The organism is Geotalea uraniireducens Rf4, assembly GCF_000016745.1.
Lineage (GTDB): Bacteria > Desulfobacterota > Desulfuromonadia > Geobacterales > Geobacteraceae > Geotalea > Geotalea uraniireducens.
In genome coordinates this window covers 332598-352843 of record NC_009483.1, presented here as the reverse complement: position 1 = coordinate 352843, position 20246 = coordinate 332598, and the positions used below count along the sequence as shown (strand labels likewise).

Below are 20246 nucleotides of genomic sequence, written 5' to 3'. Positions count from 1 at the left end.
GAACCTTTATTTCAAAGCCAGATCCTGTTCCTCCAGCTTTTTAATTCTGTCGCGCAATCCCGCCGCCTTTTCGAAATCGAGCTGCTTGGCGGCAGCAAGCATCTCCTTCCGCAGTTTTTTCACCAGTTTCGGTATGTCCTTCACCGCCGCATACTCTTCCATGCTCTCTGCTGCCAGCGGCACGGTATAGTAATCGTGCTCTTCGACGGATTCGAGTATGGTGCGGACCTCTTTCTTTATGCTCTGCGGAGTGATGTGATGCTTCCGGTTGTATTCGCTCTGGATTTTGCGGCGCCTTGACGTTTCATCCATGCAGGCCTGCATGGATCTGGTGACGCTGTCGGCATACATGATGACCCGCCCCGCCAGGTTACGCGCGGCCCGGCCGCAGGTCTGGATCAGGGAACGCTCTGAGCGGAGGAACCCTTCCTTATCCGCGTCAAGAATGGCTACCAACGACACTTCGGGAATATCCAATCCCTCCCGCAACAGGTTGATCCCCACCAGCACATCGAACTCACCGAGCCTCAAGTCGCGGATGATCTGCATGCGCTGAATGGTGTCGATATCCGAATGGAGGTATTTTACCCGTACTCCCAGCTCCCGGTAGTAATCGGTCAGGTCTTCGGCCATCCGTTTGGTGAGGGTGGTGACAAGCACCCGCTCACCCTTCGTCACGGTGAGGCGGACCTCGTGAAGGAGATCATCCACCTGCCCAGAGGCGGGACGGACCTCGATCTCAGGATCGATGAGGCCCGTGGGACGGATCACCTGCTCCACCACCACACCGCCCGCTATATTCAGTTCATACTCAGCCGGGGTGGCAGAGACGTACACCACCTGGTTCAGCTTCTCGGTAAATTCCTGAAAATTGAGGGGGCGGTTGTCGAGGGCCGACGGAAGGCGGAAGCCGTAATTGACCAGGGTTTCTTTACGGCTCCGATCGCCGCGATACATCCCACCCACCTGAGACACGGTGATGTGGGATTCATCGACGAACAGGAGGTAATCCTTCGGAAAGTAATCCAATAAGGTATAAGGTGGCTCGCCAGCGGAACGCCCGTCGAAATGGCGGGAATAATTCTCAATCCCCTGGCAGAATCCCATCTCTTCCATCATTTCTATATCAAAGAAAGTACGCTGCTCGATGCGCTGGGCCTCGATCAGCATGTTTCGCTCCCGGAACCAGCGAATCCGCTCCTCCAGTTCCAGGCGGATCTGCTCTATGGCCCTTTCCAGGGTTTCCTTATTGGCCACATAGTGGGACGCCGGGTAGATGGCGCATTTGGAGAGCTTCTGTATAACCTGCCCACGGAGCGGATCGATCTCCGAAATAGCATCCACCGTATCACCGAAAAACTCGATCCTGAGCGCCCTCTCGTCATCGTGTGCCGGAAATATCTCGACAATGTCGCCACGCACCCGGAAAGTGCCGCGGTGAAAATCGATATCGTTTCTTTCATACTGTGTTTCCACGAGCCTTTTCAGGAGCTCATCCCGCCCCACATTGTCCCCCTGATGGAAGAATATGTGCATCTCCTGATAGGCTGCAGGCGAACCAATCCCGTAAATGCATGATACCGAGGCAACGATGATGACATCGCTGCGTGTAAGCAGGCTACGGGTGGCTGAATGGCGCATCTTGTCGATTTCATCGTTGATCGACGAGTCTTTTTCAATAAAGGTGTCCGTTGTGGGGAGATAGGCTTCCGGCTGGTAATAGTCGTAGTAGGAAACAAAGAACTCCACGGCGTTTTGAGGAAAAAGTTCCTTGAATTCGCCATAGAGCTGGGCAGCAAGGGTCTTGTTCGGGGCGAGGATCAGTGCCGGCCGGTTGACTCGGGCGATGACGTTCGCCATGGTGAAGGTCTTGCCGGAGCCGGTTACGCCCAGTAGCACCTGGTCACGGTCACCCCGTTCGACCCCTTCGGAAAGCTCACCTATGGCCTGCGGCTGGTCGCCGCGCGGCTGATAATCGCTGTTAAGCTTGAATTTGTCCATGTAAGGATAGTACCACGATCCCTTGCTGTTTGCAGCCGGTTCTGCAGATCAAAATGCTCAGAGAACCGCTGTCCGGCAGGCAATCATGAAGCGCAAAGGCCTTTGTGCAATGGCGGGAGTTGGTTCAAAGTGAGCCAGTACAAGCCGATCTGTCGCAATGCTTCGCAAAACTGGTTGAAATCAACCGGTTTACGGACATAGCTGTTGGCACCCAGATAATAGCTGTCGAGGATGTCCTGCTCCTCGCTCGAAGAGGTAAATATAATAACCGGAATGGATTTTGTCTCATTGTTAGAACGAAGAGATCGCAACACTTCGAGGCCGTCGATTTTGGGCAACTTCAGATCAAGGAGAATAAGCCGTGGCTTGCTATGCATCTCCCTCTCCGCAAAAGGTCCTGTACCAAAAGCGAAATCAAGCGCCTCCACGCCATCATGTGCCACGACCACATCATACGCAAGATCAATCTTTTGCAGTGCCCGCAAAGTCAAAGCCTCATCATCGAGATTGTCTTCTACCAGTAGAATCTTTCTGCTCACGAACGCCCCCTAGTCCCGCCACTGAAACCAATAGTGCTTCTCGACAACTGTCAATGCGATGAACTCCGGAACTCCTCATAAACATCCATTGCAACTGCAACTGATACTGATACGACAAAGCGCCAGGGTAAAGATGCCCACCAGCGCTAATCGTAATATATTTTAACTTGCATAATATACTTATCTCCCCATTCATGTGCAACTTATTAATTTATTCGCATTTTTTACACACTTGGATTTTCTTAATTTCTTGATTTTTTACTTTTCCGATGTAATACTAATAACCAAATTTGTAAATATCATGTGGAGGCAACTATGTTTGGATTCGGCATGCCGGAGCTTATTGTCATACTCGTAATCGTTATGGTGGTTTTTGGGGCGGGGAAATTGCCGGAGATTGGGAACGCACTGGGCAAGAGTATCAGGAATTTCAAAAAAGCATCAGAGGGAAAGGATGAGATCGAGATTAAAGCGCGCAAGGACGATGCAGCAAAAAAGGAAGGATAGAAAGTCCACCGCCGGCATCCGGGCAAGTAGTCATGCTATCCTGACTAGCCTTTAACCGATGGATTCAATGGATTTCCACTTTCAACGGCATAACACCAAAAGATAAATTGAACGGACACACGATGCGATTCAGTTCGCAAACAAAATAATACCACTGTTCAGCTTAATTCAATCGACAGAAAAAGGGTTGGCAAATTTTGCCAACCCTTTCTATTTTGGCGCGCCCGGACAGATTCGAACTGCCGACACCCTGGTTCGAAGCCAGGTACTCTATCCAGCTGAGCTACGGGCGCAGGATTCACCGTCAACATATATACTACAAGAAAAAGGGCCACAAGCATAAAACTTGTAGCCCCTTTTAAGATGGCGCGCTCGGAGAGATTCGAACTCCCGACCTACGGATTCGTAGTCCGTTGCTCTATCCAGCTGAGCTACGAGCGCATAAACTAACCGGCTGGTACGAAGTCAACCAGTGTAAAACCATATCTGGGGTGCTGAAAAGCATGGGTGGTCGGATAAAGAGTGAACAGCCAACCCTTGAATATCTCTTTGCCGTTCTCAATGACCCGTACCTGGGCTGCGGGGTTCTTCGGCTCATTTGACTGGGAAGTCAATGTAGTCCCTTCCATCATGAAATGGGGCAGAAAGTTCTCCACCTTGATCGTCAGATTGCTATTGGGAAGGGCCAACTCCGAACCAATATTCACGGTGTAAACCGTATCTTTTTTAGTGTTCTTATCAGTGACGGCAATTTTAACAGCCTTCCACTTACCCTTAACGCTATCGGGAACAACGACCTTCGCCTCTTTTTTGGTTACCTGGCCCTTAGGTGCAGCAGATTCGACGGCTTGCTTTTCCTCTTTTTTTGTGCAACCGGCCACAGCAACCATAGCCAGCAGAGTGAAAACCAACAATTTCATCACTCGCTTCACACGCTCCTCCTCGTTGATTCTGCGTTAAACGTTACGACTAGTCCAGTTAATGGCGGAGAGAGAGGGATTCGAACCCTCGATACCGGTTTCCCAGTATACTCGCTTAGCAGGCGAGCGCCTTCGACCTACTCGGCCATCTCTCCGTAACATCAAGTTCTACGTTCCACGTTCTATGTTCTACGTTTAAAACCTTGAACCTAGAACCTAGAACAGGCTTTTTGGCGGAGGAAGTAGGATTCGAACCCACGGAACTTTCGTTCAACGGTTTTCAAGACCGCCGCCTTCAACCACTCGGCCATTCCTCCAAAGCTAAGCTATTTTTTCAATGCCGCCCATGTAAGGTCTCAACGCTCCGGGTATGGAAACCGAACCGTCCGCCTCCTGATAATTCTCCAGGATGGCCACGAGGGTCCTTCCTACTGCCAGCCCTGAGCCATTCAAGGTATGAACGAATTCAGGTTTTGCCTTTTCATCTTCCCGAAAGCGGATGGAAGCCCTGCGTGCCTGAAAATCCTCAAAATTGCTGCAGGAAGATATCTCCCGGTAGCAATCCTGACCCGGAAGCCAGACTTCGATATCATAAGTCCTGGCTGCGGAAAATCCTATATCTGCGGTACAGAGATCAACCACACGGTAAGGAAGCCCAAGAAGCCGGAGCACCTCTTCCGCGTTGTCAAGCAGCTTATCCAGTTCGTTGTATGAATGTGCCGGGTGGACAAATTTGACCAGCTCAACCTTGTTGAACTGATGCTGGCGGATCAGCCCCCTTGTATCCTTGCCGTAGGAGCCGGCCTCTTTCCTGAAACAGGGCGTATAGGCCGTGTAGCAGAGCGGCAGATCAGCAGCCTTAAGTATCTCACCCCGATGGATGTTGGTTACCGGAACTTCGGCTGTCGGGATAAGAAAATAATCAACCCCTTCCATATGAAAGAGGTCTTCTTCAAATTTCGGCAGCTGACCGGTTCCGGTCATACTCTCCCTGTTTACCATAAAGGGTGGGAGCATTTCAAGATATTTGTGACGCTCCGTATGAAGATCGAGCATAAAGTTTATCAGGGCCCGCTCAAGCCGTGCGCCAAACCCCTTGTAGAGGGTGAATCGCGCTCCGGCCAGCTTGGCGCCACGTTCGAAATCGAGGATATCGAGCGATTCGCCGATTTCCCAATGGGGTTTAGGAGCAAAATCAAAAACCGGCTTTTCGCCCCACTTTTTAACTTCCACATTGTCCACTTCAGAAGCGCCAACCGGCGTGGCCGCACAAGGGATATTCGGCACCGTAAGCAAAAAGTACTCAAGCGCCTCTTCGACCCCCTTCAACTCCTCATCCAAGCCTTTGATGCGCTGGGAAACTTCCCGCATCTCAATGATACGATCCTGGGCCTGGCTCTTATCCTTGATTCGGCTGATCTCATCGGACACCTTATTGCGCAATGCCTTCAGCGTCTCGGTCTGCTGCAGAAGCTCCCGACGACTCCCGTCCAGTTGACGGAACCGCTCCAGGTCCACCCCTGCACCGCGAGTTTTAAGACGGGCTTCCACCGTTTCCAGATTTTCGCGCAGATATCTAGCGTCAAGCATGACAAAAAGCCTTTACAATTGGATAAACGAAGCTATATTTTCTAGCACTTGCCCGGAATTTAGTCAATATTTTTATACAAAACCATCGATTAATAATCGGAGACTCCATGCCCGCTTTGCTGTTTCTATTGTTCCTGTTATCCACGCTTTGCCACACTTCTTCCGCCTTTGCCGGCAAAATTGTCGTCAACGCGGTAGGGGACATAATGCTGGCGGGCAAGGCGAGTGCCTCATTTGCCCGCCTGGGCTACGACTATCCCTTTGCCGCAACAGTATCAGCTCTGAAAAACGGCGATATCGCCGTCGGCAATCTGGAAGCGCCGCTTGCTCTGAACGGAACGGAATTCAAGAACAAAAAATTTCGTTTCAAGACCGATCCCCGAGCAGCAACGGCGCTGAAACGGGCAGGGTTTTCCATCCTCACCCTGGCCAACAACCACATGCTGGACTTTGGCAGCGATGGACTCAGGGAAACCATCTACAACCTTGACCAACAAGGCATTCAACACAGCGGCGCCGGTGAGACACTGGCCACGGCGCGTCGCGAAGCTCTTGTCACCTGTAACGGCGGTAAAATCGCTTTCCTCGCCTATTCCCTTACCTATCCTGAAGAGTTCTACGCCGGAGACAAGCGGGCCGGCACCGCCCCCGGCTTTCGGCCTTATTACCAGGAGGACATTGCCAGGGCAAGGGCTGTCGCCGATTATGTGGTAGTCTCTTTTCACTGGGGGACGGAAAAAGCCGCGATGACGAAAAGCTACCAGGTAGCAGCAGCGCACCGGGCCGTAGATGCTGGAGCCGACCTGGTCCTGGGCCACCACCCCCACGTATTGCAGGGTATTGAGCGCTACAAGGGCTCCGTCATCTTCTACAGCCTGGGCAATTACGCATTTGGCAGCCTCAGCAGCTCGGACCGGAGCGTTATTGCCAGGATCACCCTGGATGACGGCGTGAAGGAAGTGGAGCTGATCCCGCTCAATGTCCTCAACAGCGAGGTTAGCTTTCAGCCGAGACTGTTGACCGGGGAAAAAGGTCAGGAGGTCATCAACCGGCTCAACACAATGTCAAAGGAGATGGGAACCGTTATTGTCGACGACCACGGCCGTTATCTGGTCGATTTGACGCGGGACAGGGAAAGTCTTGCGCGCAGATAGGAGGCACCATATGTACAGACTGTTTGTGGCAATCGATTTACCGGATGAAATAAAGAAAGCGGTGGCAGACATGCGTAGCGATTTGCCTGGCGCACACTGGGTTGCGGCGGAACAAATCCATCTGACGCTACGCTTCATCGGTGAAGTGGATGACCAGCTGTTCGCTCAGATCAAGGATGTCCTTGCCAATGTTACCGGCAGGCCGCTCCGTCTGGCGCTGACGGGTATCGGCCATTTCCCGCCGGGCAAACACGCCAGGGTGCTTTGGGTGGGGATGGAGACGAACGAGGAACTGCTCGAACTGCAAAGACATGTGGAGCTGGCGTTGATAAATACCGGCATTGCGCCGGAAGAGCGGCGATTTTCGCCGCATATCACCATCGCCCGAATGAAGGATATACAGGAAACGAGGGTCGTCGCCTTTGAAGAAAAACACCGGGAGTTCATAACCCCCTCATTTCCCGTCGACGCGTTCCACCTCTACTCCAGCACCCTCAGCCGCGAAGGGGCCATTCACAAACGGGAGGCAACGTATTCCCTCGCCGTCAAAGCAAAGTGATGGGACGCTCGCGGCTACTCGTCGCCAACAAGCACCGGTTGCTTTTGCAGCCGTTTGTAGTAGAAATTCTGCCCGTAAAGCACTGCCGCAGGGTTGTGGCCAGTTACCCGGTCCTTCACCACCAGGGTAGTGACCGGCGCCTGCGAATGCTTGTTGAACAGCATGTCGTGGCCGATGCAAAGGCCGACGATAATGTTCATGTCGGTACCGAGCCGGTTGCAGATCTCGGCCTGGGCGATGGGGTTGCATGCAGGCTCGAACGTATTGGGCCGGACCTTTTCCTCCTCCGTCAGGCCCAGCTCTTTCTTGTCGATGCTACCCGCCTTGCAACAGACGCTTTGCGGCTCCAGTCTCTGCGCCTTGAGGATCGCAACCAGCCGATCGGTTTCATCCAAAAGGCCGATACAGGTGGCAATACCGATCTTTTTCCACCCCATCAGGCGGGCAAAGGCGATGGTGTCTTCCACCCTCGTCCAGCGTGCATTAACAGCATCGCTCCCATCTACCTTCCGGTAGCAAAGCCCCTCTACCCGCGCTGCCACTAATGCCATCCTGGCATCGTCGCTGTCGCCGGCGTATTCCTTGAGCGAAGCGCTGATAATGTCGCCGTAGGCTTCGGACGGGCAGTTGCCGGGCTTCGGCGGTGCGGTGTCGGGATTGCCACTCCAGCAGTTGGTGACGCCGAATTTCTGCCAGACCGCGCTGCATTTCGAACAGGACAGCGGTGTATCCTCTCCATTAGCCATGGTTCCCCCCCAGTTACCCTACAGTAAGCCCCTCATCCTGGATAAGGATGTAGGGGCTGATGATCAGCATCCGGAATTTTTTCTCATCGGCAGCATCCCACTCGGCAATCTGTTCGGCAGAAGGTTTGGCCAGCTTGCCGGCTTCGATCCAACTCCCGATGGTCGCGGAATCATCATTGGCCACCCTTACCCCCGCCTCCACCAGATCCAGCTCGCGGTCGACGACGATCAATCCTCCCCTTTCCAAATGCCCTCGCAGCAGGCGCCATTCGGCCACATCAACAGTTGCGGCCAGTTCTTCTCTGGTTGGTGTCACCGGCAAATCTCCCTCTTTTTTATTCTGAGGGGTTTACTGTAACCACTTCAAACGGGCTCTGCAACAGTTTTTTCCCTGCAACTCATCTCAAACGTCGGTCAATAACGTAATTGCTTTTGCCGCTTTTCTTGGCCAGCATCTTCATCTCGGCCGCCACCTCGCTCACCTTGCCATAGTGGTTGATGGCCGGACTGTCGGTCGGCACCACAGCGATGGCAATCCCGAGCAGCGGCATATTTTCGTCTTCACCCTTGCGGTTTTTAGCTTTGTAATAGCCGTTCACCAATTCGTCACCTTCAAACAAATCATTCACAATCCTGTCGAAGTTTTCAATAATCGTTTTGCAGACCGTCTCCGCCCGCTCCTGCGGCAGGATGAAGACAAAGTCATCCCCCCCCACATGTCCGGCAAACCCGCCACCCGACTCCTTGACGGCATTGAACATGATTCGGGCCAGCATACGGAGGACCACGTCACCTTTGGAAAAACCGTACACGTCATTGTACGGCTTGAAGTTGTTGATGTCGATGTAGCAAACCGCCATCGGCCGGCCGATGGCCTTTTCTATGGCACGCTGGATAGATGTGTTGCCGGGAAGTTTCGTGAGCGGATTGTTGTCAAAGACCCGAAGAATACGGGCCACGGAGAGTCGGATGCGGCTGAACAGTTCGGGATACTTTACCGGCACGGAGACGAAATCGTCTATTTGATAGTTTTGCCAGTCAAAGTCCTCCACCATAGGGTCGGTGACCAGCCCGATGACCGGAATGGTGCTGAAATAGCTGTCCCCCCTGAGGTCGCGGACCACCCCCAGCATCTGTACATCGGGAACGGAAAGGTCGATGATAAAGATATCGGGCGGGTCGGCATAGACATATCCCATCACCAGGGAAGGGCGCTCCAGCCTGACCACCTGGTACCCCTTGCTCTGCAGGCGGATTTTCAGGATGCCGGAATCGTCATTCGCCGGGGCAATGAGCGTTATGCGGAGGTCACGCACCATTGTCGGCCTGGATCTCAAGGCTGAAGTTCTTCACATCGATCAGTCGGTCATCGAGAACTTCGATGATCTGCTCCAGGTCGTCCACGCTCATGCCGAGTCGCTTCATGGCAAGGGGTTGAATGAGCGGGACAAGCTGGTCGCCGCTGAAACCGAATCCACTGGCCTTGATGAGCACGTCAGCCAGATGTACTACGGCGGTGCGCACATCGTGCTCGTCAGCCTTCGCCACATCGTGGTGACAGGCAATCGGCTCGCACAGCTTTTCGGGAAGGAACCAGCTCTTGGCCAGCCAGACGCCGACCTCGGCATGATCGGTCCCAAGCAGTTCCTCTTCTGCAGCCAGCATCGAAATATCCTTCTCGCGAACCAGACACAACAAGTTGCTGTAATCATCCTCACACTTGATCTTGATGATGACTTTGCCGATGTCGTGGAGAAGGGCCGCTGTGGAGATCTCCTCGCAGTCACGCAACTGGAGCTTCCGGCAGATGATGTTTGCCGCCACGCCGGCACCGAGAGAATGCTCCCAGAGCCCCACCACGCTGGTTTCCATGAGTTCGAAAATGGAAGAGCTTATAACCAGGCTTTTTACCACGTCCACCCCGAGCAGTATCATGGCATTGGAGACCGTCGAGATGCGGGGGAAGCCATAGGAGGGTGAATTGGCCAGCCGGAGCACCTTGGCGGACAGCACCTGATCCGACGAAACCATGTTGGCCATCTCCCGAATAGAGGTCTTGCTGTTGCCGGACATGGCGTTCAGCTTGTTGATAATCCCGGGCAGGGTCGGCAGCGACCGGGTATCCTTAATAATCTGCCTCAGTTCAATCCGCTTCTCGTCCACTGCTGAATCCTTCCATGGATCGGGTTATTATTTTCCGGTAACATTCCCGCAGCTTCATCATAAGAGGATCATGCTCCGCCTTTCTGAAACGCTCCTCCAGCGCTGCAAGCATCTCCGCCAACGACTGCTCGCCATCGACATCGACGGGATGGCCTTCGACAACGAGCGATTTGATCCCCATCGTCCTGAGACGCTCCAGCAGGTTGTCCGTAAGGGTCATCCCCTTGCCGCACACCGGCGGGCCGTTGGGATTATCCTGGCGGACCACATCCCGGGCCAGCACCATCCCCTCTTCAACCAGGGCAATCGGTAAAGTCTGCATATCCGCTCCAGCTTATAACCTTCGTACCAGCATATGATGGGTATTTAATCTTATCGTCACCGCACCGGGAAACTTTAGCCGCAGAAATTCCGACCTGAAAGGATTGCAGTAAACGTCATGGCATACGGTTATGGACCGGAGCATATCGGTTCATTGAGAACTTTCAGAAACTGGGTAACCAGTCGATAGGTAAGCCCCCAGAGTACGGGTATCCCCGGTTGCGGCAGGCGGATGGCAGGGCGGCGCAATATCTTCCCGGTGAAGCGAACCGGGACCTCAACGTGGCGACCCGGATCGACAAGGTCAGCAAGGCGTACCCAGAAAGCATCATGCACCTCCTCGTTGAGATGCGGTTCCACCTCCTCGACAACCCCGTAAACGAAGCACGTCACCCTGACCGGAAGGGTGGCGCCGACGATTTCATCGAGGCGGCCAAGATAACGTGCGCATCGAAGGTCGAGGCCGATCTCTTCCCGTGTTTCCCGTTCCGCGGCAAAACGGGGATCGGCATCTTCGGCTTCGACCTTGCCGCCGGGAAAGCCCAGATCCCCCGACCAGGGATCGCCGGCGTGCCTTGCCCGCTCGATAAAGAGTATCTCCAGGCCGACTGTACCCTTCCGCAGGATAAGCGCCACGGCAGCAAGTCTTCGCCGGTCGGCAGGCAGGATTCCCGGTTCCCGATTGGCCAAGGCGCATTGGATGTCGTCGAAGTTCGCCATTATCACGCGTTGGCCCTTGCATCCATCAAGGATAAGCTCACCATCATCGATTGCATCCCAGCGGGGCACCACCTCCGACACCTTCTTCTCCGCAAGCACCAGCCCAACGTTCTTCTTCCCGCCTTACAGGAACAATCGGCAACGTTGCAGTGAATGTCGTTCCTTCCGCCGGGGTGGAAACAAATGAAACCGTCCCTTGCAGATAGCGTTCCGTCAGCAGTTTCACGCTGTAGGTCCCGACCCCCCTTCCAGGGTCCTTGGTTGTGAAGGAGCGGAGGAATATCTGCAACTGGACCTTTCTCGGGATAACCCCTTCGTTGTGACACGAGAAAGAGACCTCCGCACCGTTTGTGCTGCAACCAAGGGTCACGCGCTGTCCCGGAGCGGACGCCTCAAGGGCATTCTTAACCAGGTTGCCAAGCACCCGGCCGAGCAGAATCTCATCGCTGGTAAAAAACGTCCCGCAGCACCCCTCGGCAATGACAATCTCCTTTTCGACGGCAGCGGAGGCATTCCGATATGTCCGTATCACCCATTCCAGGAAAAGCCGGGAGTGGAGCGTGGTCAGGTTCACCTTGAGTTCGTTGCTCTCGGCGGCAAGGAGCTCACGTTGGCTCCTGATCTCGGAAATGAGGTCTTGCGTCATCTCGATCAAATCATCCTGGGCCTTGTCGATTGTCACCACCCCTTTGGCCAGGAGTTCGAGCAGGTTTCCGAGGGCACCGGCAATGTTGAGGATATCGTGGAAAAAAATCTTCTCCAGCAATTGTCGCCGCTTTTTATCACTGATATCCACGACCGCCACAAGGGCAAACGATCCACCCTTCCAGATGAAGGGAGTACCCCAGAGCTTCAGGTCAAGGGCCTCGATCCCGGTGCGGGTCTTCCTGAGCACCCGGCATTCACGCGCCCCCCCGGCACCTGCCAGGGCAGCGAGGATTCCTTCGACAGCTCCACAGGTACAGCATGACTCCCCCGTGCCGCAACCGGCTTCAGCAGCAATGGCGTGCTGGCAGGAGAGAAGCTCACCCGGCCGGAGTCCGACAAAGCTCTTCCATCCCTGGGCTTCGGCGAACTCTTCCAAAGCCCGGTTGCCGAAGAGTATCTGCCGGTTCAGGTTGAGGATCATGACAACCTGGGGCATGGCATTCAGCACCGTGGGAAGGCTGTCATCCTCGGTCAGAAGCGCCCGTTGCCTGTTCAGTTCAGAGGCTGGCGAACGATGGGGCGATGCGAAGCGAGTATTTGATGCGGTGACATTCATGAATTCCTCCCGGGCTCGACATGGGGCATCCCCATTTGAACATATTTATATACCGTAAAGCCCGAGCTTGGCAAAGTAAAACCGCCGGAAGCCTTACATGCTCTCCATTTTCCGGCCCAACCTCGCTGGACAAACCGGAACAAAAAAGGGCCGCCTCCCCATGGGAAACGGCCCCTTTGCCCTGATGCGTGATCGGCTTCCGTTATTGCCTTCACTCGAACTGCGACTTGAACTCGTCGACGAGGCGGCGCAGTTCGACAACCTCACTGCGCAGGCCGGCAACCTCTTCCTCCAGTTTTGCAATCCGCTCATTCTCAGCCATGACCTTAAGCCGCGCCGCCTCAGGAGAAGGAGTCAGCTCTGCGGTGGCCAGCTCCGGCTCTCCGGCAAAAAGGTGGGCATGGCGGGATTCCTTCCTCCCCTGCTGCCGGGGGAGCCGGGTAACGAGGGGGGGAGTACGCGCCATCAGTTCTCCCAGCACCTCCTCCACCGCAGCCAGATCGGGGAAAGGGTGCATCCGCTCCCCCCGGGTCCGCAGCTCGCCCACCGTCTGGGGGCCGCGCAACAGCAGTTCAGCGAGCACTGCCAGCTCAGGAGGGTCGAGGCGAAGCTTCTCAACCAGTGTATGGCGGTATTTGGGTACCCGTCCCCCTTCGGCAGACAACAGCGCCAGCTGCTTGAACTTCAGCGAATCCAGGGCACGAACCACCTCGACCTCCTCACGGGTCAGCACCGGGTCACGGTTCGACTTCTGGTTGCAGGCATTTGTCAGGGCGTTAAGGGTAAGAGGGTAGTATTCCGGGGTCGTCAGCTCCTTCTCGATGAGGCAGCCAAGTACCCGTACTTCCATGTCGTTGAGATGCATTTCCATCGCTACTCCTTTCAGCATGCGGGATATGGGGGAGCGATAGTATAGCAATTTTTACGGCGGGATGCATGGATTTTCAGCTTCCATTTGATCAGGCGGGCCAGTCAGAATAATCCGAAACAACATGAAAATCAGCGTAAATCCTGTATTGATACAGTTATAACTCCATCGGATCAGACAAAGGATCATTGCCGTGAATTCCTCTGGAAAACGACTGTCAATCTGAGCCGATTGTGATTATAATCGAGCAGGGAGGAAAGAACGCGACCATGACCCGTGAAGAACTCGCATTAATTTCCCGCCTCGTGGGGGATGTCTCCGAGGATCAGCTTCGCTATGTGGACTGCTTCATAGGAAACGAAATCGGCGTCTTCATCCCCGCGGTCGGTCCCTGTTTCTATGCCATCACCCCCGACCACAGTCACCCGGCCTACTCCTTTGTTCTCACCTTTGACAGCTATACCCGCCTGGCGATTGGCGGCAAGACCGTCCTCTCCCAACCCGGCCAGATCATGGCCATTGATCCAGATGCCGTACACCATGAGATGACGGCAGACGAGACGCCACGCTATATCGCTATCTTCATCGATCGGGACCTTTTCGAAAAGGAGCTCGGCCGCTATCCGTCCATCCGTCCGCGCCCCTTTCGGTTCCGCACCTTCACCCCCGGCCGCGAAATGATGGGCCTCCTCAAAGAGTTCATGAACGAAGCCGAGGCCCGGCTTCCAGCGCGGGAACCACTCCTCGCCGCCATCGGGACCCGCATCGTCCATGCCCTCATCAGGGCCGCCCATGGGATTATCACCCCCGATGCAAGCATCGGCAACAGGGTGGAAATCCACCGGGTAATAGAGTACATCCAGACCCATGCCGGCAAGAAACTATCCATTGGGCAACTGGCCGCCGTTGCCGCCATGTCCACATCCCATTTCAGCCGCATTTTCAAACGGGAAACCGGGCACCCACCTCTTGCCTATCTTAACCGTGTCAGGCTCGAACAGGCCAGGAAACTGCTCCGGACCGGCGAATGCTCCGTTACCAGCGTTGCCCTCAGCTGCGGCTTCGCCAGCCCCTCCCACTTTACCGATTCATTCCGTCGCTTTTACGGCCAAAGTCCCACCGACTTTCTCAAATCGTACAAATAATTCCAATTTCAAATCAAGGCGGAGAGGAGTGAAGCGACGAAGGGGTGCAGATAGTACGTTGAGGAGCCGAAGACGAGCCAACGAAGATTGCGCCTTGATTTGGAATTGGAATAAGGCGGAATTTCGACAAACTTTGACAGGATTTCGGAAGCGGATAAGCTCTTATATTTGCTATGCTCCCTTCAAAACAGCAACGAGGAGGCGACCTTGAACCAGCAGCAGATACTTGAACTGATCAACCGCAATTCGGCATTCTTCCTGGCCACCGTAGAGGACGGCGAACCCCGCGTTCGCGGCATGCTTCTTTACAGGGCTGAGGAAAACGGCATCATTTTCCACACCGGCGCCATGAAGGACGTGCACCGGCAAATGATTGCCAATCCGGCGGTGGAGCTCTGCTTCAACGACTGGCAGACACAGCAACAGGTGCGCGTGCGCGGCACCGCAAGACTCGTCGAGGATTCGGCGCTCAAGGAAGAGATTGTCAATAGCCCCGGCCGCGAGTTTCTGAAACCCTTGGTGGAAAAGATGGGGCTCAACGTACTGTCGGTCTTCCGGGTGGAAAGTTGCCGGGCCCACATCTGGACCATGGAAACGAACTTTGCGCCGAAAGACTTTATCGAGCTGCAATAGCAGATTCTTGAATCAAGAGGCGGCCATTGGCCGCCTTCGACGTTTAAAAGCACATCACCAGCTTTATATTCCGCGCACTACAAAGCCATCCCCCTCCGCCCAATTCCGCTTCAGAGAAAAAAGTCGCTTCTAAGCCAAACCTGAAGGCAACTTGAGAAAAATTTGTCGACCCCGTGTCGATTTTGCTGGACTAAATGGCATGGTCCCACGTACCATTTAATGAAAACAGCAGTCGGCTGTATAACATTTCACACGGAAGGATAATTCATTAATGGCACTGGCAAAAAAAGGCGACAAAGTAAAAATCAACTTCACCGGCACACTGGAAGACGGCACCGTCATCGATACCACCCTGGAGCACGATGATTGCGGCGCTGACGACTGCGGTTGTGACTCCGACGACTGCGGCAGCGATTCCGAAGGATGCGGCTGCGAAGTCGGCCCCATGGAACTCACCATCGGCGAAGAGGAGTTCTTCAGTAAGATCGAGGACGCGCTGGTCGGCATGGCCCCCGGCGAGAAAAAAACCGTCGTCATCCCTGCGGAAGACGCCTTCGGCGAATACGACGAGACGCAGGTCTTCACCATCGGCCGGGACCAGGTACCTGCCGACATCACCCCGGAAGTCGGCCAGGAGCTGGAGTTCACCGATGAAGACGGCGAAGAGCTGGAAGTGACGGTGGTCGAGGTGACCGAAGAAGGCATCACCCTCGACGCAAATCACCCCCTGGCAGGGGAAAACCTCACGTTCGAAATAGAGCTTGTGGAAATCCTCTAAATCCCGTTCGTAAAATGCAGACGTTATTCCAATTTCATTGGTATTACAACAAAGGCGGCCATTGGCCGCCTTTGAATTGTGTATGGTAACAAAAAAATCTGCTGAAAGCTGCTGCCAAGATGCACCGTTATCCACAAACGCCTAAAAAACCCGGAGAACCACGATGAACCGGGAAAAGATGCCCTCTCCGGCTGCCGCAGTTGTGCCCGGTCGCCTTCCCTGGCAGCAGGGTGAGACCCCGCTGATGCTTGCACCCATGCAGGGTGTGACCAACCGCGCCATGCGCTCCCTGTTCATTGACTGGGTCCGCCCCGACGTGGTGTTCACCGAATTCATGCGGGTCAATGCCGCTGCGCCCATCAGGCGGCTTTCCGCCGGCGACCTGCGTGAGATAACCGCCAGTGAAGGGAACGTCCCCCTGGTCGTGCAACTGATCGGTCACGGCAGGGAGGCATTGGTATCGGCAGCCCAGGCTGCTCAGGCTGCCGGAGCCGTGCACATCAACCTCAACATGGGCTGCCCCTACGGACGCATGACCTCCGGCCTGACAGGCGGCGGCATGCTGCAACGCCCCGAGGACCTTGCGGAAATCATCCCTGCCCTGCGCCGGGCAATCGACGGGACCTTTTCCATCAAGCTGCGGGCAGGCTACGACGACCACGGGCAAATATTCGACCTGCTCCCCCTGTTCGAAACCGCCAGTGTTGATTTTCTCGTCCTCCACCCCCGCACGGTGGTTCAGAAATATGGCGGGGCGGCAGACCACGCCGTCACCGCTCAGGTTGTGCGGCATACCCGGCTGCCGGTCATCGCCAACGGCGACATCAGGAGCGCCGCCGTTGGGTTGCGCGTGCTGCAGGAGACCGGCGCCGCCGGGCTGATGCTGGGTAGAGGCGCCATTGCAGACCCCCTGCTGTTCGAAAGACTGCGTGGCGGGGCGAACGCGGAACCGGATCAAGACGAACGCGCGGCAATGCTGCACCATTATCTGCGGGAACTGCTGGCACGCTATGGCGAGCTATTCTGCGGCGACGCCCAGGTGCTCGCCAAGATCAAGGAGGTATTCAACTTCATGGATGATCCGTTCTTCGAGAAGACCATCAGGCAATTGCGGAAGTCCAAGAACATACAGGCCTTTGCAACCGCACTCAATGGGCTCGGCTGAACCATGGATTCCGCACCTACCTTCGACCACCAGGCGCTGCTTGAACTGGCCGGGATGCGCATGCCCTTCGGCAAGTACCAGGGATGGCGGCTGATCGACCTGCCCGAGCCTTATGTGGTCTGGTTCGCCCGGCAGGGATTCCCCGAGGGAAAACTGGGCGACTCGCTGCGGACGGTCTACGAGATCAAGGTCAACGGACTGGAGTTCCTCTTCGATCCGCTGCGCTGAGATATGGACCGATTTGCCATCCTCGCAGTAGATTCATTCCTAAGTCCGACAGCTCCTGGCTCCTCAACGACATTACTCTTTCACTCTTTATCCGAATAATCCCTGGCAAACAGGTAGAAAACGATGGCAATGGCGAGACCTGCGACCGGAAAGGCGAAGGCTGCGTGATACGCCCGGGGGAGTGTCCCCGTTGCCCCGCGGCCGAAGGAACCGACGATCACCCCCATCACCTGCTGGGTCACCGCCGCCCCCATCAGGACGAAGAAATTTAGCGAGGTAAGCGCTGTTCCCACGATCTCTACCCTGAACATGGAGCGGATGATCGGGTAGATCATCACCCCGCTGGAGACCGCCAGCCCAATGGCGAAGAACCCGGCCGCCAGGAGCGGATGCGGCAGCAGTTCGGCAATACCCAAAAAGCCTGACATGAGCGCCAGGAGCATCACCTGCCCCGTCACCAGGGTCTTTTTATAGGAGCGAAACAGCTTGCGGGCGATGGTGTCGGTCACCATGCTGCCGCTGATGAACCCGAGGGAGGTGAACATCAGCATCTGTCCGGTGGCGGCACGGGAGAGATGCAGCACCTCCATCAGGTAGGGCCCCCCCCATAACCCTTGTAACGCCAGGTAGTTGCCGTACCAAAAGAAAGAGATCACTCCCAGCAGCCAGAAATTCACATTGCCGAAAATCTCCCGCCAGGCAGCAAACATCCCTGCGGGCCGCGCGCCCGACTGTCCGCCATCCCCTCCATCGGCAGCCGAAGGCCGATCCCGGACCATGCCGAAGACCAGCACCGTGACCAGCGCCTGAACGACACCGATCGCCAGAAACGAGTTACGCCAGCCGAAGGCAGCCACTGCCAGTGCCAGGGGAGCCGTGGCCGAAAGGTTCCCCAGGTTGCCGACGGCCACCATGAAGCCGGAAACACGGCCGAACTCCTGTTTTGTAAACCAGTGGCTGAAGATGGTGAAGGTGGCCATCAGCACCGAGGCTGTGCCGACACCGATCAGCATCCGCGCCGCCATGGCGACGGCCAGGCTGTCCGCATGGGAAAACAGGATACCGCCGATGGCGGTCAACACGCCGCAACCGCTGATCACCAGCCGGCTTCCCAGCCGATCGATCATTGGTCCCAGCGGGAGTTGGGCCACGGCGTAGACGTAGAAGAGGATGCCCGAGAGGGTACCGAGCTGCTGGGGTGTGAGCCGGAGTTCGCGGGAGATATCCCCCGCCACCACCGCCAGGGAGACACGGTAGAAATAGACAAGAATATACATCAGGGCCAGAACCGAAAAGATTATCCAGCGCTGGCGGCGCTTCCGGCTGTGTTCAGGCATGTTTTCCCCCTGTCGGCATCCTAGCACAGGGGCATGGTGACCGTAAAGGCCGTCCTGCTCATTAAGCGAAAAGGGGATATTTCAGGACAATTGTCAGCCGAAAACATGCAGCAGCGCCAAATCGTAAATTCAGGACCTGGAAGAGTCGCTGAATCGTTCCGGGCTCAGCCGCCGTGAGACGGCAACGGTCAGCCATGCCCCCAGAAGCGCAACTGCAAGAATAACAAAAGAGAGCAGCGCGTTGCTGAGGAGCGCCGGCCGAACCAGGAGCACGCCGCCGAGACAGAGCATCATGCTTCCGGAAACCAGCTTCAAAAGCCGTCCCTGCCATTCGCTCAGCTTCCTGCTCCCCAGTGTCACAGTAAAGATTGCCACGATGATTGCCAACGGCACCACGTAGACCAGGTTGTAAAATACCAGGTAGAGATAATAGGCTGTTGTCGGCAGTTGGTGCAAGGTCAGTACCCTGGTGAAGACCATGGGAAAGCCGGCGGTGCAGAGGAGTTCATAGCTGTTGGCTGCCGCCGAGAGCACTATCGTGGAACCGATCATTGCCGGAAGTCGCCCTGCCCTCATGATTTCCCGCATCTGTTCGAAAAGCCGCGGCTTCGCCCGTTTCGGAATGACCAGGGAAACCCCTTGCTCGAAAAAGAAGAAGTCCTTGATATTAATGGCCGCAACGACAATCGCCAGAATACCCGCAGCAATGGTAATGGCAGGAAGATGCCCAACCAGCATAAAGAGATTGAGCCACGCTGCCATGAAGAGAAAATAGACAAAGCCCGAGAAGAACACGAAGATGCCGCCGATCAGCATTATGCGCGACCGCGAATGGGCATGGATCAGGAGACTGAGAAGGAAGAGCAGCACGAAAAAAGCACATGGGTTGAAGCTGTCCAAGGCGGCAATGACGATGGTAAAGAAAGGAAGCGAAAGAGAAGTTGTGTCCACCCTGCCGATGAAAGGGATGGTAAGGATGTCTGCGGGACCTGACAGTGAAGCCGCCCCTGAACCGCCCTCACGGATTATGGACAACTCCACCCATTCTTTCAGTTCACCGGCGGTTTCGGGGGAAAACCCCGAAAACATCCGCTCCCCGACAATGAATGTGGGGACCCCCGTTGCCTTTCCTCCCCGTTCCTCGGCCATCCGCAGCAAGAGGTCCAGGTTTTCCTGGTTGTGAAACACTTCGTAGTCATGGACTTGCAGGCGCGGGTAGCGTTTGGCCAGGTCCGCCACGAACGGCTTGGCCCGGGCACAATGGCTGCATCCTTCGCCCCAGAAGTAGTGGAGCGTGACGTCTCCCTTAACGGCATTTGCCGGGACGGTCTGTAATAGAAAGAGGACGATACATGCTGCTGCTAACCGAAAAATCCGGATCATAATCACCTCGAAGAACCGTAACGCAGTATCTTCGACACCCAGTATTAATTCTCCCTCATCATTCCGTCAAGTCAACCGCAGGTATCGCAAGCGGATGTGTTCCTGCCGATGGATTAATTTCGCTTTTCAGGTGAAAAACGAGCAAGGCGGCCAATGGCCGCCTTGCGTATCAGGTATATGTCTGTTATTCAGACTCTCAGGAGCCTGTCGGACTTAGGGAATCGT

General features: G+C 55.3%; 22 protein-coding genes and 4 tRNA genes. 8 read left to right on the top strand and 18 right to left on the bottom strand.

Annotated features, from left to right (window positions below; genetic code table 11):
- Positions 1-6: 6 nt before the first annotated feature.
- Both uvrB and GURA_RS01490 read right to left on the bottom strand, forming a co-directional pair.
- Complete coding sequence (gene uvrB, locus GURA_RS01495; RefSeq protein WP_011937234.1) at positions 7-2001, bottom strand: excinuclease ABC subunit UvrB; 1995 nt, start codon at positions 1999-2001, stop codon at positions 7-9.
- A gap of 83 nt (positions 2002-2084) precedes the next feature.
- Complete coding sequence (locus tag GURA_RS01490) at positions 2085-2540, bottom strand: response regulator (protein ID WP_011937233.1); 456 nt, start codon at positions 2538-2540, stop codon at positions 2085-2087.
- 315 nt (positions 2541-2855) lie between these two features.
- Between GURA_RS01490 and GURA_RS01485 the strand changes: the two genes are divergently transcribed.
- Positions 2856-3047: a twin-arginine translocase TatA/TatE family subunit gene (locus tag GURA_RS01485; protein ID WP_011937232.1), complete on the top strand. Its 192-nt coding sequence runs from the start codon at positions 2856-2858 to the stop codon at positions 3045-3047.
- A 216-nt stretch (positions 3048-3263) separates the two neighbouring features.
- Here GURA_RS01485 and GURA_RS01480 read toward each other — a convergent pair.
- The 6 genes from GURA_RS01480 to serS all read right to left on the bottom strand — a co-directional run bounded on the left by GURA_RS01480 (position 3264) and on the right by serS (position 5557).
- Positions 3264-3340 (bottom strand) — tRNA-Arg (locus tag GURA_RS01480).
- A gap of 71 nt (positions 3341-3411) precedes the next feature.
- A tRNA-Arg gene (locus GURA_RS01475) sits at positions 3412-3488 on the bottom strand.
- 5 nt (positions 3489-3493) lie between these two features.
- Complete coding sequence (locus GURA_RS01470) at positions 3494-3979, bottom strand: DUF2155 domain-containing protein (protein ID WP_041245212.1); 486 nt, start codon at positions 3977-3979, stop codon at positions 3494-3496.
- A gap of 50 nt (positions 3980-4029) precedes the next feature.
- Positions 4030-4122: transfer RNA gene (locus GURA_RS01465), tRNA-Ser, on the bottom strand.
- 76 nt (positions 4123-4198) lie between these two features.
- Positions 4199-4284 (bottom strand) — tRNA-Ser (locus tag GURA_RS01460).
- Between the two features lie 4 nt (positions 4285-4288).
- Positions 4289-5557 (bottom strand): serine--tRNA ligase, encoded by a 1269-nt coding sequence (serS, locus tag GURA_RS01455; RefSeq protein WP_011937230.1) that lies wholly within the window; start codon positions 5555-5557, stop codon positions 4289-4291.
- Between the two features lie 107 nt (positions 5558-5664).
- Here serS and GURA_RS01450 point away from each other — a divergent pair, with 107 nt between their 5' ends.
- Complete coding sequence (locus GURA_RS01450; protein ID WP_011937229.1) at positions 5665-6711, top strand: CapA family protein; 1047 nt, start codon at positions 5665-5667, stop codon at positions 6709-6711.
- Positions 6712-6721: 10 nt separating this feature from the next.
- Positions 6722-7270 carry an RNA 2',3'-cyclic phosphodiesterase gene (gene thpR, locus GURA_RS01445; RefSeq protein WP_011937228.1) on the top strand — a complete coding sequence of 183 codons (549 nt, stop codon included), beginning with the start codon at positions 6722-6724 and terminating at the stop codon, positions 7268-7270.
- A gap of 14 nt (positions 7271-7284) precedes the next feature.
- On the opposite strand, the gene GURA_RS01440 is transcribed toward thpR, so the two are convergent.
- The 8 genes from GURA_RS01440 to GURA_RS01405 all read right to left on the bottom strand — a co-directional run bounded on the left by GURA_RS01440 (position 7285) and on the right by GURA_RS01405 (position 13355).
- A complete protein-coding gene (locus tag GURA_RS01440; RefSeq protein ID WP_011937227.1) occupies positions 7285-8016 on the bottom strand; it encodes a DUF1847 domain-containing protein in 732 nt (243 codons plus the stop codon).
- A gap of 13 nt (positions 8017-8029) precedes the next feature.
- Positions 8030-8332, bottom strand: a complete 303-nt coding sequence (locus tag GURA_RS01435) for a DUF2288 domain-containing protein (RefSeq protein ID WP_011937226.1) — start codon at positions 8330-8332, stop codon at positions 8030-8032.
- Positions 8333-8414: 82 nt separating this feature from the next.
- Positions 8415-9335, bottom strand: a complete 921-nt coding sequence (locus GURA_RS01430; RefSeq protein WP_011937225.1) for a diguanylate cyclase domain-containing protein — start codon at positions 9333-9335, stop codon at positions 8415-8417.
- The gene (locus GURA_RS01425) at positions 9325-10179 is read right to left on the bottom strand and encodes an HDOD domain-containing protein (RefSeq protein WP_011937224.1); all 855 of its coding nucleotides are present in this window, start codon (positions 10177-10179) and stop codon (positions 9325-9327) included. Before GURA_RS01425 ends, GURA_RS01430 begins: the two co-directional genes overlap by 11 nt.
- Positions 10160-10501: a hypothetical protein gene (locus GURA_RS01420; RefSeq protein WP_011937223.1), complete on the bottom strand. Its 342-nt coding sequence runs from the start codon at positions 10499-10501 to the stop codon at positions 10160-10162. The genes GURA_RS01425 and GURA_RS01420 overlap by 20 nt, the downstream gene beginning before the upstream one ends.
- Before the next feature lie 128 nt (positions 10502-10629).
- Positions 10630-11301, bottom strand: a complete 672-nt coding sequence (locus GURA_RS01415; protein WP_232278965.1) for an NUDIX hydrolase — start codon at positions 11299-11301, stop codon at positions 10630-10632.
- Positions 11264-12484 carry a sensor histidine kinase gene (locus GURA_RS01410; protein WP_011937221.1) on the bottom strand — a complete coding sequence of 407 codons (1221 nt, stop codon included), beginning with the start codon at positions 12482-12484 and terminating at the stop codon, positions 11264-11266. The genes GURA_RS01415 and GURA_RS01410 overlap by 38 nt, the downstream gene beginning before the upstream one ends.
- Positions 12485-12695: 211 nt before the next feature.
- The gene (locus GURA_RS01405; RefSeq protein WP_011937220.1) at positions 12696-13355 is read right to left on the bottom strand and encodes a YceH family protein; all 660 of its coding nucleotides are present in this window, start codon (positions 13353-13355) and stop codon (positions 12696-12698) included.
- A gap of 230 nt (positions 13356-13585) precedes the next feature.
- Here GURA_RS01405 and GURA_RS01400 point away from each other — a divergent pair, with 230 nt between their 5' ends.
- The 5 genes from GURA_RS01400 (at position 13586) to GURA_RS01380 (ending at position 17301) form a co-directional block, all read left to right on the top strand.
- On the top strand, positions 13586-14497 hold the full coding sequence (locus tag GURA_RS01400) for an AraC family transcriptional regulator (protein ID WP_232278964.1): 912 nt from the start codon (positions 13586-13588) through the stop codon (positions 14495-14497).
- A 207-nt stretch (positions 14498-14704) separates the two neighbouring features.
- Positions 14705-15130 carry a pyridoxamine 5'-phosphate oxidase family protein gene (locus tag GURA_RS01395; protein ID WP_011937218.1) on the top strand — a complete coding sequence of 142 codons (426 nt, stop codon included), beginning with the start codon at positions 14705-14707 and terminating at the stop codon, positions 15128-15130.
- A gap of 271 nt (positions 15131-15401) precedes the next feature.
- Positions 15402-15908 carry an FKBP-type peptidyl-prolyl cis-trans isomerase gene (locus tag GURA_RS01390; RefSeq protein WP_011937217.1) on the top strand — a complete coding sequence of 169 codons (507 nt, stop codon included), beginning with the start codon at positions 15402-15404 and terminating at the stop codon, positions 15906-15908.
- 163 nt (positions 15909-16071) lie between these two features.
- Positions 16072-17073, top strand: a complete 1002-nt coding sequence (locus GURA_RS01385) for a tRNA dihydrouridine synthase (RefSeq protein ID WP_011937216.1) — start codon at positions 16072-16074, stop codon at positions 17071-17073.
- 3 nt (positions 17074-17076) lie between these two features.
- A complete protein-coding gene (locus tag GURA_RS01380) occupies positions 17077-17301 on the top strand; it encodes a DUF3820 family protein (protein ID WP_011937215.1) in 225 nt (74 codons plus the stop codon).
- A gap of 80 nt (positions 17302-17381) precedes the next feature.
- On the opposite strand, the gene GURA_RS01375 is transcribed toward GURA_RS01380, so the two are convergent.
- A complete protein-coding gene (locus tag GURA_RS01375) occupies positions 17382-18638 on the bottom strand; it encodes an MFS transporter (protein WP_011937214.1) in 1257 nt (418 codons plus the stop codon).
- Between the two features lie 129 nt (positions 18639-18767).
- Positions 18768-20021: a thioredoxin family protein gene (locus GURA_RS01370; protein WP_011937213.1), complete on the bottom strand. Its 1254-nt coding sequence runs from the start codon at positions 20019-20021 to the stop codon at positions 18768-18770.
- Between the last annotated feature and the right edge of the window lie 225 nt (positions 20022-20246).

Coding starts and splice junctions, on each gene's coding strand:
- uvrB (WP_011937234.1), bottom strand. CDS start 2,001: ATGGACAAATTCAAGCTTAACAGCGATTATCAGCCGCGCGGCGACCAG.
- GURA_RS01485 (WP_011937232.1), top strand. CDS start 2,856: ATGTTTGGATTCGGCATGCCGGAGCTTATTGTCATACTCGTAATCGTT.
- serS (WP_011937230.1), bottom strand. CDS start 5,557: ATGCTTGACGCTAGATATCTGCGCGAAAATCTGGAAACGGTGGAAGCC.
- GURA_RS01450 (WP_011937229.1), top strand. CDS start 5,665: ATGCCCGCTTTGCTGTTTCTATTGTTCCTGTTATCCACGCTTTGCCAC.
- thpR (WP_011937228.1), top strand. CDS start 6,722: ATGTACAGACTGTTTGTGGCAATCGATTTACCGGATGAAATAAAGAAA.
- GURA_RS01440 (WP_011937227.1), bottom strand. CDS start 8,016: ATGGCTAATGGAGAGGATACACCGCTGTCCTGTTCGAAATGCAGCGCG.
- GURA_RS01430 (WP_011937225.1), bottom strand. CDS start 9,335: ATGGTGCGTGACCTCCGCATAACGCTCATTGCCCCGGCGAATGACGAT.
- GURA_RS01420 (WP_011937223.1), bottom strand. CDS start 10,501: ATGCAGACTTTACCGATTGCCCTGGTTGAAGAGGGGATGGTGCTGGCC.
- GURA_RS01410 (WP_011937221.1), bottom strand. CDS start 12,484: ATGAATGTCACCGCATCAAATACTCGCTTCGCATCGCCCCATCGTTCG.
- GURA_RS01405 (WP_011937220.1), bottom strand. CDS start 13,355: ATGGAAATGCATCTCAACGACATGGAAGTACGGGTACTTGGCTGCCTC.
- GURA_RS01390 (WP_011937217.1), top strand. CDS start 15,402: ATGGCACTGGCAAAAAAAGGCGACAAAGTAAAAATCAACTTCACCGGC.
- GURA_RS01385 (WP_011937216.1), top strand. CDS start 16,072: ATGAACCGGGAAAAGATGCCCTCTCCGGCTGCCGCAGTTGTGCCCGGT.
- GURA_RS01380 (WP_011937215.1), top strand. CDS start 17,077: ATGGATTCCGCACCTACCTTCGACCACCAGGCGCTGCTTGAACTGGCC.
- GURA_RS01375 (WP_011937214.1), bottom strand. CDS start 18,638: ATGCCTGAACACAGCCGGAAGCGCCGCCAGCGCTGGATAATCTTTTCG.
- GURA_RS01370 (WP_011937213.1), bottom strand. CDS start 20,021: ATGATCCGGATTTTTCGGTTAGCAGCAGCATGTATCGTCCTCTTTCTA.